12 protein-coding genes and 1 tRNA gene are annotated in these 16973 nt (G+C 47.4%); 4 read left to right on the top strand and 9 right to left on the bottom strand.

All coding sequences use genetic code 11. From position 1 onward, the window contains the following. Positions 1 to 158 precede the first annotated feature (158 nt). From P397_RS0107900 to gltB, 4 genes are all read right to left on the bottom strand, one after another. Positions 159 to 2192 (bottom strand): BglG family transcription antiterminator, encoded by a 2034-nt coding sequence (locus P397_RS0107900; protein ID WP_026832771.1) that lies wholly within the window; start codon positions 2190 to 2192, stop codon positions 159 to 161. After that, the gene (locus tag P397_RS0107895) at positions 2185 to 2478 is read right to left on the bottom strand and encodes a PTS sugar transporter subunit IIB (protein ID WP_028106107.1); all 294 of its coding nucleotides are present in this window, start codon (positions 2476 to 2478) and stop codon (positions 2185 to 2187) included. The genes P397_RS0107900 and P397_RS0107895 overlap by 8 nt, the downstream gene beginning before the upstream one ends. A gap of 168 nt (positions 2479 to 2646) precedes the next feature. Next, complete coding sequence (locus P397_RS0107890; protein ID WP_028106106.1) at positions 2647 to 4113, bottom strand: glutamate synthase subunit beta; 1467 nt, start codon at positions 4111 to 4113, stop codon at positions 2647 to 2649. Further along, positions 4110 to 8588, bottom strand: coding sequence for a glutamate synthase large subunit (gltB, locus tag P397_RS0107885; RefSeq protein ID WP_028106105.1), 4479 nt, complete (start codon positions 8586 to 8588; stop codon positions 4110 to 4112). Before gltB ends, P397_RS0107890 begins: the two co-directional genes overlap by 4 nt. 296 nt (positions 8589 to 8884) lie before the next feature. Between gltB and P397_RS0107880 the strand changes: the two genes are divergently transcribed. Together P397_RS0107880 and P397_RS0107875 are read left to right on the top strand one after the other, a co-directional pair. Beyond that, positions 8885 to 9727 (top strand): transporter substrate-binding domain-containing protein, encoded by an 843-nt coding sequence (locus P397_RS0107880; RefSeq protein WP_026832767.1) that lies wholly within the window; start codon positions 8885 to 8887, stop codon positions 9725 to 9727. After that, positions 9724 to 10410 carry an amino acid ABC transporter permease gene (locus P397_RS0107875; protein WP_026832766.1) on the top strand — a complete coding sequence of 229 codons (687 nt, stop codon included), beginning with the start codon at positions 9724 to 9726 and terminating at the stop codon, positions 10408 to 10410. Before P397_RS0107880 ends, P397_RS0107875 begins: the two co-directional genes overlap by 4 nt. A gap of 66 nt (positions 10411 to 10476) precedes the next feature. On the opposite strand, the gene P397_RS0107870 is transcribed toward P397_RS0107875, so the two are convergent. Next, positions 10477 to 12312 (bottom strand): putative bifunctional diguanylate cyclase/phosphodiesterase, encoded by a 1836-nt coding sequence (locus tag P397_RS0107870; protein ID WP_028106104.1) that lies wholly within the window; start codon positions 12310 to 12312, stop codon positions 10477 to 10479. 154 nt (positions 12313 to 12466) lie between these two features. Here P397_RS0107870 and P397_RS0107865 point away from each other — a divergent pair, with 154 nt between their 5' ends. Further along, positions 12467 to 13096: an FMN-dependent NADH-azoreductase gene (locus tag P397_RS0107865; protein WP_028106103.1), complete on the top strand. Its 630-nt coding sequence runs from the start codon at positions 12467 to 12469 to the stop codon at positions 13094 to 13096. On the opposite strand, the gene P397_RS17570 is transcribed toward P397_RS0107865, so the two are convergent. The 4 genes from P397_RS17570 to P397_RS0107845 form a co-directional block, all read right to left on the bottom strand. Then, positions 13093 to 13968 carry a helix-turn-helix domain-containing protein gene (locus tag P397_RS17570; protein WP_028106102.1) on the bottom strand — a complete coding sequence of 292 codons (876 nt, stop codon included), beginning with the start codon at positions 13966 to 13968 and terminating at the stop codon, positions 13093 to 13095. The two genes, P397_RS0107865 and P397_RS17570, sit on opposite strands and share 4 nt — an antisense overlap. 52 nt (positions 13969 to 14020) lie before the next feature. After that, positions 14021 to 14899: a helix-turn-helix domain-containing protein gene (locus P397_RS0107855; RefSeq protein ID WP_152539589.1), complete on the bottom strand. Its 879-nt coding sequence runs from the start codon at positions 14897 to 14899 to the stop codon at positions 14021 to 14023. A 92-nt stretch (positions 14900 to 14991) separates the two neighbouring features. After that, positions 14992 to 15062 (bottom strand) — tRNA-Thr (locus tag P397_RS0107850). Positions 15063 to 15173: 111 nt separating this feature from the next. After that, entirely contained in the window at positions 15174 to 15371 is a 198-nt protein-coding gene (locus P397_RS0107845; protein WP_012370601.1) for a hypothetical protein, read from the bottom strand. Positions 15372 to 15521: 150 nt separating this feature from the next. Here P397_RS0107845 and P397_RS0107840 point away from each other — a divergent pair, with 150 nt between their 5' ends. Continuing rightward, positions 15522 to 16700: a MalY/PatB family protein gene (locus P397_RS0107840; protein WP_028106100.1), complete on the top strand. Its 1179-nt coding sequence runs from the start codon at positions 15522 to 15524 to the stop codon at positions 16698 to 16700. Positions 16701 to 16973 lie beyond the last annotated feature (273 nt).

Here is a 16973-nt window from a genome sequence, read left to right as displayed (position 1 = left end):
GATAAGTGCCTTGCTACGCTTTTATTGTATGTGCTCTGCAAGCGCTTACTCAATCTTTCCTAGTTCACGTTTTGGCAGGCTAGTTGGACAAGACTAAAAGAACCATTCGTCTGAACGAATGGTTCTGAGTATTCCGAGTCGGCGGTAATCAATCCTCATTAAGAAAAATCGTTTACTTTTTCCTCGACATCCAATTCGCGCTCGATGACTTTCCGGAACGTCCGGTTCAAGATCCGGTCGAGTTGTTTCGCATCACCATACTCAAATTGATGCGTCTGTTCATCGTTTTCAATGATGGCACCACTGATTGAACTGAGCAGGTGCAACAACTGATCCGACGCTTTTTCCGGAGCGGCCAGGACAAGGATCCGCTCAACCGGTTGGATGACTTGATCCATCCCGAGCAATTCGATGGGCTGCGCCAACTCATAGATGAAGAAGCCGCCGCGCTGAATGGAATCATCACGTCCATGAAATAATGCCAGCCGTGTGCCTGGAATGCCGAGCCCAGACATTTCGTGGCGCCGCAACAATTGCGCCGATAGCTGAACCGCGGAAGACGTCACATGTTTATTGACCAAGCCGTTACTGATCTCCAGTAAAATTTCTTCCAGACCATCCGTTTCAGAAGAAATCGTTTCAATCGAAAAGGACTCCGTCAATTGGCGCGCGGCCTTGACCAGCTCCTCCAACTGCGTCAAGTCGAGCCAACCGGATGCTTCCTTCCGGACAGGCGACTGAAAGGATTTTGGCAAGGAGACAAGCAGTTTTCGGATCCGGTCGACTTCTTCTTTCGGCAGGATGGGATTGACAAGCAGATGCGGTTGACTAATATCCGGCAAGGGAACGGTCGACAAGACAAAATCATAATTCGTTAACTGAAGTCGACTGATGCCAAAAAGAGAAGAACTTTCGACTTGATCCAACTCAGTGAATTCTTGACGCAACCGGTTCATCAACAGTTTGGACGAACCGAGTCCTGCCGAACAGACGACGAGGACACGATACGGGGTTTTCGGTAAAGGCTTGCTTAAGACGGCACCAAAATGCATCACCCAAAACGCCAAGTCATAATCAGCAAATGCCTGATCATTGAAGACGGATTCGGCCGCCTGTTTAACGGCATCAAACAAACGGGGATACTCGCGTTCAATCTGTTTAATGACGTACGACGGATTGACGATATTTTGTTTGGTGTACGACATGATATGGCTGACGAGTCCCTGCTCGAGCGCCCGATCCTCCACAAAAGCTTCGCCGTACAGTAAAGAGACTTGCTCGATGAGTCGTTTGACCCGCAAACGGATGACCAGTTCCTCACCCGTCTCTTGTTGACCTTGCTGAAAACTTCGCAACTCCTCTGAAATCCACTGCCGTTCCGCGATCGACAGCGGATATGGCAATCGTTGCTCGATCGTATCGACATGGTGTAAGACCTCAATCGGATAGGCCTTGAGTTCATAGACCATCGGGAACTCGTCCATCCGTATCGTCTGGACGGCAAGACTTAAGGTCGCCCGCATGATCAGACGATCACTGAGATCTTGTTGTTTCGTCAAAGGGGCGAGAACGGCGTACGCTTGGTTGATCGCCTCCACCCACTTGGTTTGCTGACTTTGCAACAGCTGAGGCAATTGATGGATGTTACCTTGAAGAAAACGATAGAAGGTCAGGACATCCCACTGAGTAAAAATCAACGATACAATCAATCGCCGTTTATTGATTTCCTCCCCGAGGACTTCCGCCCCTAACCCCTTTTTCCGTCGTAATTCCAGCGCATAGTGTCGAAACCACTCGTCAATCCGTTCCAAATCTTGAGTGATCGTACTCGGTGCGATGTACATCGCGTGGGCTAGAGCCTGTAACTTAATCATCCCTTGCTCCTGTAAGAGGCGGTAAGCCAGTTCAACTTGTCGGTCGTCCGCTGACGGCAACTGCCGATGTGATAACAACAAGGCTTCACGGAGTTCCCGTTTGTGTCGTTCGTCACCACTTAACTGTAAGCCACGACCGCGAATATATGATAATGTCAGATCAAATGGCGCCACGGTTTGGGCAAGCCGTTCCCGTTCCCGTTGAATCGTCCGTTCGGACGTCTCGAGTGCCTCTGCAATTTCCTGTATTTGAATCGGTTCCGTTTTCGTCAGGAGATAAAACAATATCTCCCGTTCCCGTGTCGTAAATTCAGTCATGGCACATCCGCTCATTTCTGACTGCCTGAATCAACTCGTCGTATGCCTCCGCCACGAGGAGAGCGTCAACACCAAATGTCTGACAGGTCGCATGTGTCTGAACCGTTGACACGATCCGTCGTGGTCCGACGAGAAATCTGGTATCGTCCGGCACTTCTTGTGCCCGGCACGTATCGACAGTTGCCGGCAACTGTTCCTGACGGATACGTTCACGTAAAACTTTCGCCCCCATGATACTGCCGACTAACCCCGAGTCGCAGACAAACATAATTTTAATGGCTTGCATCCTGATCACCCCTTCTTCTTTATCCTAGCCGATACGACTTCAAAATGGATAGAGGACAGACCGGTTTATCCGATTTCTTTTTTGGAGATTGGCTGCGATTTTGGACATACAAAAAAATGTTCGATTCTCCAAACAACGGAGTCTCGAACATTTTTGTCGTCACATCAATCAACCGGTTTGCTGTAAAGCCCGTAAATGGTGCTCGACCGCTTCTGCAACCTCGCGCCCTTCGCGGATTGCCCAAACAATCAGTGATTGTCCACGGCGGGCATCGCCAGCGGCGAAGACCCCTTCCTGATTGGTCGCATAAGATGTTGTCTTAATTTTTCCATTGTGCGTCTCAACTGCCAGATGACGCAAGACGTCTTGTTCAACCCCACTAAACCCGATCGCGATTAACATCGTATCGACCGGAAAATATTTTTCGGTACCTGGAATCGCTTGAAATTCAATGCGACCGTCCGGATGGCGGATTTTTTCATTGTGAACCGTCCAAACACCAGTCAATTGCCCGGTCTCGCTGGTCGTGTACCGTTCGATGGCGATCAGATATTCCCGTGGGTCACGTCCAAATTGAGCAAGTGCTTCTTCATACCCGTAATCAAGTGTATAAAGATTCGGTGTATCCGGCCACATGTTATCGGTGGCCCGAACCGTTCCCGGCATCTCGTGTTTCCCGAACTGAACGACCGAACGACAGCCTTGGCGAAGCGCCGTTGCGACGCAGTCAGCTCCCGTATCGCCGCCGCCAATGACGAGGACGTCTTTCCCCTTCATCTCATGCTGATCCTGAACGGGTTGACCGGTCAACAGCTGACGCGTCACACTGGTTAAATAGTCCATCGCATATCCGACACCACTTGTCGGAACGTCCAAGAGTTTTCTTGGTTCAGTCGCTCCGACACAGAGGATGACGGCTTCGTAATCTGCTTTCAATTGATCGAGTGAGACATCGAGACCAATCGTCACTCCGGTTTTAAACAGGATGCCTTCCGTCTCAAGCAAACGAACACGGCGGGCAACAACGTCTTTTGAGAGTTTCATGGCCGGAATCCCATACGTCAATAACCCGCCGATTTGGTCTTCCCGTTCGAATACCGTCACCTGGTGACCCGCTTGGTTTAATTGATCTGCCGCTGCTAAGCCGGCAGGTCCTGAACCGACGATCGCAATCCGGTATTGACTTCTGACGGTCGGAATCCGGGGTTGTACCCACCCTTTCTCAAAACCGATGTCGATAATCGTCCGTTCAATGTGTTTGATCGAAACAGCCGGTTCATTGATCGAGAGGGTACACGATCCTTCGCACGGAGCCGGACAGACCCGCCCCGTAAACTCCGGAAAATTATTGGTCTGTTGCAATCGGACGAGCGCTTCTTGGAAATTCCCTTGTTCCACAAGAAGGTTCCATTCCGGAATCAGATTGTAGACCGGGCAACCAATCTTGACTTGACCGTACGTCTCCCCGACATGGCAGAACGGAGTGCCGCAGTCCATGCACCGGCTGGCCTGAGTAGAGGCTTCCGCCTCCGAAAATCGTTCTTTGTATTCCTCGAAGTCACCGATGCGTTCACTGCTCGCCCGTTCAGTTCCAGACTTTCGGGGAACATGCATGAATTGATCTCGTCTGTTCATTGTTTCCCTCCTGTTCCACGTCCGATGTGCGTCTCAAATGCCAACAACATCGCTTCTTCTGTATTGTGTCCTTGTTGTGCATAGCCTGCCATTAAAGTCGTCACGGTTTGATACGTCGTCGGAATGACACGAATGAACGAGCTGAGGACGTGATCCCAGTTGGCGAGAATCGCATGACCTTGTTCACTGTTCGTCCGCGCGACGTGTCGTTCGATAAAGGTTTTGAGTCGGGTCGCTTCTTCCGGATCAGTGACCGCTCCCGTCGTCACGAGCTCCCGATTGACACGTGCTTGGAATCGCGCCGTGTCTTTTGGCAAGACGTAGGCAACGCCGCCCGACATTCCTGCCGCAAAATTCAATCCGACGTCTCCTAAAATGACGACACTTCCTCCCGTCATGTATTCCAAACCATGATTCCCGATTCCCTCGACGACTGCTGTTGCCCCGCTGTTCCGAACAGCAAACCGTTCCCCGGCCTGACCGTTGACATACAGTTCGCCGCTCGTCGCTCCGTAAAGTGCCACGTTGCCGATGATGACTTGATCTGACGAGACGTAACTTGATTTCGTCGGTGGTCGGACCGTAATGATTCCTCCGGACAACCCTTTGCCGACATAATCGTTGGCATCTCCGACGACATTCAAGGTCATGCCCCGGGGGACATACGCACCTAAGCTTTGACCGGCCGATCCATTCAATTGGAGCGTCAACCGGTCCGACGGAAGTCCCATCGCCCCGTGCAGTCGGGTCAGGCGTGCGCCGGTATTCGTTCCGATTGCGCGGTCCGTATTGGTGACAGGGAACGTAAACGTTTGTGGCTCGGCAAAGGATTGATCGGATACCAGTGTTGCCAATTCTCGTCCGTCAAATGACGCCGTCACGTGATGCTGCTGAAATTCCTGTGTTGCCGCCGAATAGTCCGGCATGACGAACAGACGGGACAAGTCGAGACTCGACGCTTTCCAGTGCGACGTCAATCGGTCCGATGCCTGAAGCAAATCAGTCCGTCCGACTAAATCAGCCAAACGCCGAACGCCTAATTGCGCTAAATATTCCCGGACTTCTTCCGCGACGAATTCCATGAAATGTACGACGTGATCCGCCGATCCTGTAAATTTCTCGCGCAGTTTCGGATCTTGTGTCGCAACACCGACCGGACACGTATCGAGGTGACACGCCCGCATCATGATACAGCCGACGGCAATCAATGGTGCCGTCGCAAAGCCGTACTCGTTCGCCCCAAGCATCGCCGCGATGATGACATCACGTCCGGTCAACAGTTTGCCGTCGGTCTCCAGAACGACCCGTTCGCGCAGACCATTCAAGGCCAACGTCTGGTGCGTTTCAGCCAGCCCCAATTCCCACGGTAATCCCGTATGCTGGATACTCGTCTTCGGCGAAGCACCCGTTCCCCCGTCATGACCACTGATGACGATGACATCAGCCAATCCTTTTGCGACACCTGCCGCTATCGTACCGACACCACCTTTGGCAACCAACTTGACACTGATCCGCGCCTCATCATTGGCTCGTTTTAAATCATGGATCAGTTGTGCCAGATCCTCGATTGAATATATATCATGGTGCGGCGGTGGTGAAATCAACCCTACACCCGGTGTCGATGCTCGGACACGGGCAATCCACGGGTAAACTTTTTCACCCGGTAACTGTCCGCCTTCGCCCGGTTTTGCACCTTGGGCCACCTTGATTTGCAGTTCATCGGCATGAACGAGGTAATGACTGGTCACACCAAATCGTCCGGACGCAATCTGTTTGATACGGCTCATTCGTGAATCCCCGTTTTCATCCAACTGATAACGTTCTTCCTCCTCGCCGCCTTCACCGCTGTTGCTTTTCCCGCCCAAACGGTTCATGGCGATCGCCAACGTCTCGTGGGCTTCTTTTGATAAAGAACCGTAAGACATGGCTCCTGTCTTAAAGTACTTCACGATTTCACTGACCGGTTCGACTTCTTCCAGCGGAATCGGCGTTGTCTCCTGAAAGGTCATCAAATGACGTAAAAACGTTGCCGGCTCTGCTTGAATCCGGGCCGAATAGGTTTTAAACAACTCATATCGTCCAGTCCGGCAAGCATGTTGCAACAGATGAATCGTCGCCGGATTGAAGGCATGATGCTCCCCGTCATGCCGGTAGCGGAATACACTGCCCGACTCGAGGTGTGTCCGTTTGATGCCTTCTTCATGTTGGCGGACCGCTTCTTCTTCAATCAAGGCAAGCGAAAGACCACCCAATTGTGAGACCGTTCCCGTGAAGTAGCGATCAATGACTTGCTCGGAAATGCCGATTGCTTCAAAGATTTGGGCACCGCGGTAACTGAAGACCGTCGAAATCCCCATCTTGGACATGACCTTAACGACGCCTTCCGTCACGGCAGCGCGGTAGCGTTCTTCGTAATCCGTCATTGTTTCCGGCACGGCATCCTGTAAGGTCGCATAGACCAGATATGGGTGAACGGCATCCGCCCCGTATCCGATCAACGCTGCAAAATGATGGACTTCACGGACTTCTCCGCCTTCGATGATCAAACTGACCTTTGTCCGTAAGCCTTCCCGGATCAAGTGATGATGGACGGCACTTGTCACAAGAAGCATCGGCATCGGTACTGCCCCCGGCCGCACGTTCCGGTCGGAGAGAATCAGCAGTTCACAGCCTCCCTGGACGGCATGGACTGCTTGTTCCAGCAACGTTTCCAGTGCTTCTTCGAGCGAACCTTCAAATAATGTCGACAGTGTTCTCGAAACCAGCTTGGTTTGTTTTAAGGCCGCTCCTTCCGACGGGATGAGGATCGGGGAAGCGAGTCGAATCCGGCGGCAATTCCGACGGTTCGGGGTCAACAGTTCCCCCTGCTGACCTAACCACGTCATCGTCGAGGTGACGATTTGTTCGCGCAACGCATCGATCGGCGGATTTGTTACTTGCGCAAACAACTGTTTAAAATACCGGAACAACGATTGCGGACGTTCACTTAAGACGGCTAAGGGGATATCCGTCCCCATCGCTCCGAGCGGATCTTTTTTCTCCTCGACTAAAGGAATCAAATACTGATCGATATCTTCTCGGGTATAGCCGAACAAACGCTGTAATGTCCCGAGGTTCACGACATCCTCTTTAGGAACATCTGCCGGCAACGTCACCAACTCTTCCGCCAACCATTCCGCATACGGATGACGCATGGCGAGTTCCCGTTTGACTTCTTCGTCGGACATCAATTGACCGGAAGCAAAATCAAGCAACAGCAACTCACCCGGAACAAGTCGTTTCTTGAACAGGATGTCATGTTCCGGGATCGGGAGGACACCTGATTCAGAAGACAACATGAAATGTCCGTCCCGCATCATCATGTACCGTGCCGGCCGCAATCCATTTCGGTCAAGTGTCGCCCCAATTTGTTTTCCGTTCGTGAATACAATAGCCGAGGGACCATCCCAAGGCTCCATCATCGTACTGTGGTATTCGTAATACGCGCGTTTTGCCGGTCGGACCTCTGCATGCTCAAATGGTTCAGGTACCAGCATCAACGCTGTTTCAGCCAGCGTCAGTCCCGACAAGTATAAAAACTCAAACGCATTATCAAGCATCGACGAATCACTGCCCGATTCATCAAGAATCGGCAATACATCCTGGGCTCGGCGTCCATACGTCGTTTTTGCCAAGCTGTTTTCCCGGCTCCGCATCGCCCGGATATTCCCTTGCAACGTGTTGATTTCTCCGTTGTGAATCAAATAGCGGTTTGGATGGGCCCGTTTCCAACTCGGGAATGTATTTGTGCTGAATCTGGAGTGGACGATGGCAAAACCAGATTGATACCGCTCATCCTGTAAATCATCAAAATACAAGCCGAGTTGATCCGTTGTCACTAGCCCTTTATAGACAATCGTTTCACTCGAGCTGCTCAGCACGTACTGTTCAATCCCAAGTCGTTCCGCTTCCCGTTCGAACAACCGGCGGATCAAAAACAGCGTGCGTTCAAACGCGAGCCCTTCCACCTTTTTAGCTTCAATAAAGCATTGACGAATGACGGGTTCTGTCTGACGGGCTTTTTCACCGATGACTGTATTCGAGACAGGAACGGTTCTCCATTCGATCAACCGTTGCCCTTCTGATAAAATAATCGATTCCAAAGCGCGTTCCAGCCGCTGACGTAAACGATCTTCCCGGGGAAGAAACATCATCATGACTCCATAGTCTCCGCTAGGTGGCAGGCTGACATTCCGAAGAGCTTGACGGAATAAACGATCCGGCAGTTGCGTCAGGATGCCTGCTCCGTCTCCTGTTTTCGCATCGCTCCCTTGACCGCCCCGATGTTCCATCTGACACAACATGTTTAAGGCATTTTGAACGATTTCATGACTCGCTCGTCCCGTCCGATGAGCATAAACACCGATTCCACACGCATCGTGTTCCTGATTCGGATCATAAAGCCCTTGCCGTTGCGGCATTTGATGAAATGACATATTACCACGCTCCTACCCATTCTAAATTTTCTGTATATTCAGTTAAAATATACTTTACACCCTTTTATGTTTATTCGCTACCATGTATATTTTTGAATCCATCTCTCAAAAAGACGTTGATGGTCGTGATATCAATTATGATAACGCTTACATATAGATGAATAATTTCCTTATATTTCTTTTTAACAAAAAATAATTTTCAGTCGGTATTCTTTTTTGCGCCAATCGATTCTTCCATGGTATTTTTAAATAGAAAGTAACTTACCTCTGCTTGTAGGAAAAGGAGAAATTAGACGATGAAAAACTCTGTAAAATGGACGGGGCTCTTGATTGCAGGAACCACCCTGTTCCTCGGTGCGTGTGGTCAAGAGGAAAAACAGCTGACCGCATACGATAAAATTCAAAAAGACGGAACATTAACGGTCGCGACGGCCGGTACTTTATATCCGACTTCATTTCATGAAGAAAAAAACAATAAATTGACCGGCTTTGATGTCGAGGTCGTGAAGGAAGTCGCTAAACGACTAGATTTGAAGGTCGAATTCAAGGAAATGTCGTTTGACGGGATGTTGACAAGTGTGAATACCGGTCAAGTTGATTTGGCCGCCAATGATATCACCATCACGGAAGAACGAAAAGGAAAGTTCGCCTTTTCTAAACCGTACAAATATACGTACGGCACGGCCATCGTTCGTAAAAGTGACCTTTCCGGCATCCAATCACTCGAGGATTTGAAAGGCAAAAAAGCCGCCGGTGAAGCCACGACGACGTATATGCAAATCGCAAAACAATACGGAGCAAAAGAAGTCACGTATGACAATGCAACGAATGACCAGTATTTACGTGATGTCTCAAACGGTCGGACGGATGTCATCTTAAATGATTATTATCTCCAAAGCCTCGCAATCGATTTCTTCAAGGACTTTGATATTACGATTCACCCTGATATTGCCTACAATCCGAGCCAAGTCGGTCTCATCATGGATCTGGACAACAAAGAATTGCAATCAAACATCAATGCGCAAATCGATGAGATGAAAAAAGACGGAACACTCGCTAAATTATCTAAAACCTTTTATGCCGACAAAGACGTTTCAAAAATGCCTGATGTCAAAACGACAATCGTCGATGTGAATTGATTAGTTTCGATACGATTGAATGGCGATCCGTCTTTAATCCCGAATTAGCGGTTGATGCCTTCCCTTACATCTTGGGGGGACTTGGTCACACGCTCTGGATTTCACTGCTTAGCATGGCGATTGGTCTCGGGCTTGGCTTATTGCTTGCTTTGGCCCGGCTATCAACGTCCCGGGTGTTGCGTATCGTTGCCACGCTCTACATTTCATTCATGCGGGGCGTACCGATCTTGGTCTTACTCTTCATGCTTTATTTTGGACTGCCGGTCATCAACATCCAACTGGACGCCCTCACGGCTGCCGTTGCCGGGTTCAGCTTAAACAGTGCCGCTTATATGGCAGAAATCATCCGCTCCTCGCTCTTGTCGGTCGATCGTGGTCAACGGGAGGCCGCTCAATCATTGGGGCTCTCACGTTACCGGGTGTTTGTGGGAATCATTTTACCGCAAGCCGTCCGACTGGCCATCCCGCCGTTATCAAACGTTTTGCTCGATTTGGTTAAAGCCTCTTCTCTGGCTGCCATGATTACGGTTCCTGAGATTTTCCAACGTGCCAAAATCGTCGGTGGACGTGAATTTGATTATATGACCGTTTATTTTGTCATTGCATTCATTTACTGGGGCATTTGTGCCGTCATCGCTGCCGGACAAGAAGTGCTGGAACGTCGTTTCGCACGTTACCTGTAACCAAAAAGCTCAACTGTTTTTCATGAACGTCACGAAGCGTTCAAGAAACCAGTTGAGCTTTTTCTTTTAAGCATGTCGATCAAGTAACGGTTCGATATATAATGCCTCCAATGGTTTGTGAAACAAATAGCCTTGAAGCGTGTGGCACCCTAGCTGTTGCAACAACTCCGCTTCCGCTGTCATTTCGACGCCTTCTGCAACAATCGTCATATCCAGACGTTTTCCCAGTTGGATAATCATTTCGACGATGGCGCGTTTTTCTTCTGAATCGATGGCTTCTTGAACAATTTCTTTCGGAATTTTCAATTGATCAAACGGCAGTTTGACGAGTGTCTGCATCGATGAGAACCCGGTTCCGAAATCGTCCAGGGCAATCCGGATGCCGTGTCGATGTAATTCATTTAATGTATCGATGATCTGCATCGTCCCCTCGACGAAGATATGTTCCGTCATTTCAATTTCCAACAACTGAGGAGGAAACCCCGTATCCGTTAAGATTTCAAGGACCTTTTCCGTAAAATCCGGCTGACGTAATTGCCAAGGCGATACATTAACGGCAATCGTAATCGGTTTTCGACCGTGTTCAAGCCAACGTTTTCCTTGTAAACAGGCTTTACGCATCACCCACCCGCCAAGTGTTTCAATGAATCGTGTCCGTTCTGCGAGCGGAATGAATTCGAGCGGCGAAATGAGACCATATTTCGGATGATTCCAGCGGACGAGCGCCTCCGCTCCCGTAATCCGATGACTGCTCGCTCCGACCTGCGGCTGAAATAACACAAAAAAGTCTCGATCGAGTTCCGCATCATATAAGTCACGCGTCAATTGCATCGCCCGTTTCCGTTCGTTTTGGGTCGCTTGATCCGTAATGGCAAATGTATTTTTTCGATTGGATTTAGCGGTAAACAATGCGATTTCCGCATCGTTGATCACATGATCAATCGATTCCCCGTTCACAAAGGATACACCGATACTGGCGGTTAAATTGATTTGTTTAAAGTCGATTTGGACGCGCTCCGAGATACTGGATAAAATCTCATCGCATAACCCTTGTGCCGAATGATGTGCGTCTGCATGCAATAGAAATGCACTGCCGCTCGCTTTCGCCACAATACAATCCGAAAACCGCGTCATCAATCGACTCCCGATGACATGAAGGGCACGATCCCCTGTTCGGTAACCAAATGCATCATTCACCGTTTTGAAATCGTCGAGATCAATCAAACAAATCAGGTCTCCTGACGTTGCCCTTTTTTCCGTTTCAATCACAAAAAAAGAGCGGTTCGCAAGTTCCGTGACCGGATCAAAAAAGGCTTGTTCCTTCAAGCGTGTCAAATAATCGATATTCCGTTCGAGTCGTGTCACGTATTGTGTGTGAATCAATAAACTGATTAATGTCGCAATCAAAATCAAGCCGATGCGGGCGATGTGATCCGTCGCCGTAAATACAGACGTTCCAGATGGTGCCTCGAGCCAGATATACAGCAAGGATAAAATACTGATGCCGGTCGCATACAGCAACATCGTCCGGTTGATGACGACGAGTGACGTCAATAAAAATAACAACGATGCCGCCCAGACTGTTTGTGCTCCACTTTCGATGTAAGGATAATTGATGAAGGGAATCAACAAGAACACACTCGACATGACGTGTGGTTTCAACTGGTCTGACAGATTACTTTTTCCAATCAGGAGCTGAACCAATCCGACAATGAAAATTAAACCCGCCCGCCAACCATCAGACCATTCAAGCCCCGATCGGCTTAAAGCACTAGAGAAGACGTATAAAGCGGAACCGCAACTGGTCAATACAAAGATGATCATTCCGAATAGTCGGTAATTTGCCTTCACTTCGCGATGATAGTGAAGATTTGCTGATGAAGGTCGATCGTGCGCCTTCATATCATCCCCTCTTTTCCGTTTCTTCCTCCTCTCTTTTTCCTTATCCAGCTGGAATTAAAACCTAAATCCTCCACGAAACTGGTTGCTTGGGTGACGTCTAAGGAGTGTCTCTTTCGGGTAATTCAATACTAAAGAATGAAAGGAGCGCCATCCTATGAGCCGTTTATTATTTATCGAAGCCAATGACAGCACCCATCAATCAAAAGGTATCAGTTCACAGATGAACGAAACGTTTCTGTCCAGTTATCGGACACATCACCCGGAAGATGAGATTGTCGTCTTAAATCTATTCGAAGAACGCCTGCCTTTTTTTGATCTGAAACTCGCCACATCTGCGGCAAAACTGTTTTGGGGGGAATCTCTGGACGCTGAAGAAAGTGTCCCGGTTGAAAAGTTACAGGAGTACCTGACCGGTTTTCTCGACTCGGATAAAATCGTTTTTTCCTTCCCGATGTGGAATTTGACCGTTCCTGCCCCGCTCCATAATTATATGGATTACTTGGCACAGGCCGGTCAGACATTCCGTTATACGTCTGAAGGTTCTGTTGGACTCGTAACGGGGAAACATGTCTTGTTGCTCCATTCACGTGGCGGTGATTACTCGACACCTGACAAAGTCAGCTCGGATCACGCCGTCCGCTACATGATTGACATCCTTCGCTTTTTTGGAATCGAAGATGTCGAATCAGTAATTCTTGAAGGTCATCAACAATATCCGGACCGGGCCGATGAACTCATAAAAAATGCCCTCTCTGCTTGCGAGAAGGCCGGGCAACGATTTTAAAATGAGAATAAGAGAAATCGTTCTTTTCCTTTAAGAACGATTTTTTCGTAGGTTTCGAGATGGAATGCCCGAAAAAGTGCATATGAAATCGTGTAATCGGACCGGGTTGCTGACGTATCTCCTTGCATCACCTCATGGTAATAACCACGTTGATAATAAAAATGAGCGATAAAAGAGGCATCATTAAGTGACAAACTGTAACGTAACCCTTTTTCGGTAATTTTTAAGCCGGCTTCATATTTTTTCTCGAACGTTAATAACTGTGAATGATTGTAGTAGATTTTTATCAGTTGTTTCTTTAATTCTTCCGTATCATATGGTAATTGTTCTAATTCCTCATAAACTCTCTCCGCCAAATGATACTGTTCATTTTCAGCATATAAATTCGAAATTGCCATTTTAATTCGAATGTACATTTTAGGGGATTCATACCAAATATCTTCCTGATCCGTTAATCGTGAGAGTAATGTTGAAGCCGTACGGTAATCGATTTTGTCCGTCTTTACCTCTAACAGAATTGTAAAGTATGCTCTCAACAAAAGAATCTCATTATGATGCGTTGCATCAGACTGTGATAATTCTTGACGCATTTCTAGATACTTCTGCTCGCGAAACAAACTCGATAAGTGATTATCCGCCTCTCGAAAGGCGTCACTTTCAAGCTGGTCCCGAAATAATAAAGACAGTGGCACTCGCAAACGTTTGGCAATTTGTTGCAACAAGTCGATTGTCGGCGAATTACGTCCATTCTCAATCTTACTGATTTCTGCTTGACTGCATATACCATCGCATAACTCTTTTTGTGTCATTTTTTTTTGCTTACGGATCCGTTTGATTTCGTTTCCGATCATATGGGGCAATGATGTCATCATAATTTACCTTTCTACTGCTTTCTGACTGCTGTCAAACAACTAGTTTCTGGACTCATTTCAATGAAAAATACATCAGATCTGTTAAATGATCTTCTAATATAGTCGCGTACGAAGTGTTTTCTGTCGCCAGAAAAATTCCATACGCAAGTGTATAGGATTCTTGAATCCATTTTAAGGGACTTTCTAACTGTTCCAGAGCGTATCCCCGCTGATAATAAAAGTGCCCTAGATAACTTAAATCTCTTAAATGGTTACTTTCATTAATCGCAATCTCGGTTTCTTTTAAAATCTCTGTAAAATCCTTTTGTTTAATCAGATTTCGAATGTAATTGTATACAATTTTAAATTTTATTTTTTTATACTCAACGGTCTGATATTCGTCCTTTAGTAACGACAAATAGATTGCATCCGCATGACGGTATTCACCATTATTCGTGTATAAAATTGCGATCGACATTTGAATTCTTAAGTACATCAAAAATGATTCTTCAATCATATTTTCATCTGCTGTCATATTAAGCAATTGTGTAATACATGTTCGATAATCTATTATCTTTGTTGTTTCTTTAACAATCAGTTTATGGTAACGCAATAAAATAATAACATTATTATCCACAGCCTCCATCAAATATTGATCAATTCGCTGGAGCATTTCAGGATATTGATTTAGGCGCATCAATTGGATTAAATCTTGATCAATCGTTTGAAAATTAATTTTTTGCTTTTCATTGATAAAAAAAGCTGAGACCGGAATATGTAACCGTTCAGCAATTTGCTGCAACAAATCCACTGTCGGTGAATTTCGTCCATTTTCAATCTTACTGATTTCTGCCTGACTACAGATTCCCCGGCATAATTCAGATTGTGTCCAATTCCGCTCTTGCCGGATCCGCTTGATCTCGTTGCCAATCGAAATGTTTAATGAATTCATCGATTTCTCCTTCAAGGTCAGTTCCTTTTCCAAACGAAAACAGGTCCTCCGTTCAAGTGATTGACTTGTGACGGAAGACCTGTTTATTTTGATGCTTCCGGCGAGAATCGAACTCGCACTGCAGCATTACCATTGCTGAGGTCTGCCATTAACCTACGGAAGCCTGTTTTTTTCTAATATTAGTATAACGTATCCGTTTTTCAATTTCAACTTTTTTCAAGAAAATAGAAAGAACAGTTACAGGAAATCTTGCTTCCCGTAACTGTTCCTGCAATTAAAGGACTGTTTTGGTTAATGAGTTATCAAAAACAATCAACACAGAATAATGTTCATCCGCTTTCGACGCGACGAATGTCGAGAATTTGAGTGTGATGATCGAATTTGACCCGACACCATTTTCCTCAAAGAATTGGTTCAGTCGTTCTTCGAGCTCTTCCGGTGATCGTCCTACTAACACTTTAGAATGTAACATAAAATCCACTCCGTCCTTTTTTTTGTGTACGATATTGAATTTTCCCAACGTTCTTCCGTTTAAAACCTTTATTTTTCGAACTTGCCGAAATGAAGCCCGTTCGGTACTGTGAAGACAGTAGCAATTCTATTTCGAAAGGAATGAAGACAGATGCAAGAATACTCCTTTGATGAAGTGTTGGAGAAAAGAAAGACCGGATCCGCCAAATGGGACGGGCTGGAACAATTATTCGGATCCGATCAATTGATTCCGATGTGGGTCGCCGACATGGATGTCCGTCCGGCCGACTCCATCACAAAAGCCTTGACGAAACGGGCAGCAAGCGGCCATTTCGGATATTCCTTATTTGAAGACGAGGCGAAGTCTGCCATTCAACAATGGTTTGTAAAGCGGTACGATCAGCCGGTCGACCCGTCGATGATTCTTTATTCGAGTGGCGTTGTACCGGCACTGGCGCACAGTGTATTGGCATTGACCGAGGAACAAGATGAAATCATCATTCAAACGCCGGTCTATCCGCCGTTTCACCATGTCGTGCAGGCAAACAACCGTAAACTGATCGAAAACCCTCTTCGATTGGTGGACAATCGATACGAAATCGATTTTTTACTGCTCGAACAACAAATGAAAACAGCTCGTATGATCATTTTATGTAATCCTCATAATCCGACGGGGCGTGTCTTCAGCCGGTCCGAGTTGGAGCAAATCATTACGCTGGCGAAGCGGCACGACGTTTATGTCTTATCTGATGAGATCCATGCCGATTTGATTTTTTCCGGATCGACCCATCATCCGATTCTCGCTTTTGATTATGAACAGGTGGTTTTAGTCAGCGCGCCCTCAAAAACCTTTAATATCCCCGGTCTGTATGCTTCTTATTTGATCGTCCCCAATGCAGAGACGCGGGGAAAAATCGAACAAGTGCAACAAGCACACTTTGTGCATCCGAACGCCTTCGCGGCAACAGCCATCGTTGCGGCCTATACGGATCCAGACAGTGAACGATGGCTCCAGGAGTTACTTCTTTATCTGGAAGCCAATCGGGATCATGCGGTGCACCGGATCCAATCTGAAATGCCCCGCTTGACGGTCATTGCACCGGAATCGACGTTTTTACTGTGGATCGATTGTCACGCTTTGCCGTTTGACGCACCGGAGCGTGCCGACTGGCTGGTCGAGCAGGCCGGATTAGCCTTAACACACGGTCAACCCTTCGGAGATACCGCACTTGCATTTGAACGTTTGAATTTCGGTTGCCCCCGCAGTCAACTCGACGAAGCTCTCAACCGCCTTCGTGTTGCCTATGACAAGCTTGTTTTTACCGATTAATCTGTTGCGAGACGACAACCTTCTCAGGTCAGTCGTCTCGCGTTTTTTTGCATGGAATAAAAATCAAATTTTTTAATTATACCTTTTTTAATAACACTCTTCATTTCAATTCCCTTTCCATTTGACGACATTTTCATGACCGAATTCAGAAAAATAGAACATTAAGAGGGACGTAAAGTGTCCCTATCCCTTGATAGATGAGGGCTGAAGCCACTTTTGGCGAGATTGTGAAGACTTGCTTTGTTGTTTTGGACCCTGTAAGGTGGGGAACAA

It is taken from the genome of Exiguobacterium undae DSM 14481 (genome assembly GCF_000620805.1).
GTDB lineage: Bacteria > Bacillota > Bacilli > Exiguobacteriales > Exiguobacteriaceae > Exiguobacterium_A > Exiguobacterium_A undae.
This window is presented reverse-complemented; position numbering and strand designations above follow the sequence as displayed.

What these genes read in the sequence shown, in the direction of transcription:
- P397_RS0107900 (WP_026832771.1), bottom strand. Translation starts at nt 2,192, where the DNA reads ATGACTGAATTTACGACACGGGAACGGGAGATATTGTTTTATCTCCTG.
- P397_RS0107870 (WP_028106104.1), bottom strand. Translation starts at nt 12,312, where the DNA reads ATGAAGGCGCACGATCGACCTTCATCAGCAAATCTTCACTATCATCGC.
- P397_RS0107855 (WP_152539589.1), bottom strand. Translation starts at nt 14,899, where the DNA reads ATGAATTCATTAAACATTTCGATTGGCAACGAGATCAAGCGGATCCGG.
- P397_RS0107890 (WP_028106106.1), bottom strand. Translation starts at nt 4,113, where the DNA reads ATGAACAGACGAGATCAATTCATGCATGTTCCCCGAAAGTCTGGAACT.
- P397_RS0107845 (WP_012370601.1), bottom strand. Translation starts at nt 15,371, where the DNA reads ATGTTACATTCTAAAGTGTTAGTAGGACGATCACCGGAAGAGCTCGAA.
- P397_RS0107865 (WP_028106103.1), top strand. Translation starts at nt 12,467, where the DNA reads ATGAGCCGTTTATTATTTATCGAAGCCAATGACAGCACCCATCAATCA.
- P397_RS0107840 (WP_028106100.1), top strand. Translation starts at nt 15,522, where the DNA reads ATGCAAGAATACTCCTTTGATGAAGTGTTGGAGAAAAGAAAGACCGGA.
- gltB (WP_028106105.1), bottom strand. Translation starts at nt 8,588, where the DNA reads ATGTCATTTCATCAAATGCCGCAACGGCAAGGGCTTTATGATCCGAAT.
- P397_RS17570 (WP_028106102.1), bottom strand. Translation starts at nt 13,968, where the DNA reads ATGATGACATCATTGCCCCATATGATCGGAAACGAAATCAAACGGATC.
- P397_RS0107895 (WP_028106107.1), bottom strand. Translation starts at nt 2,478, where the DNA reads ATGCAAGCCATTAAAATTATGTTTGTCTGCGACTCGGGGTTAGTCGGC.
- P397_RS0107880 (WP_026832767.1), top strand. Translation starts at nt 8,885, where the DNA reads ATGAAAAACTCTGTAAAATGGACGGGGCTCTTGATTGCAGGAACCACC.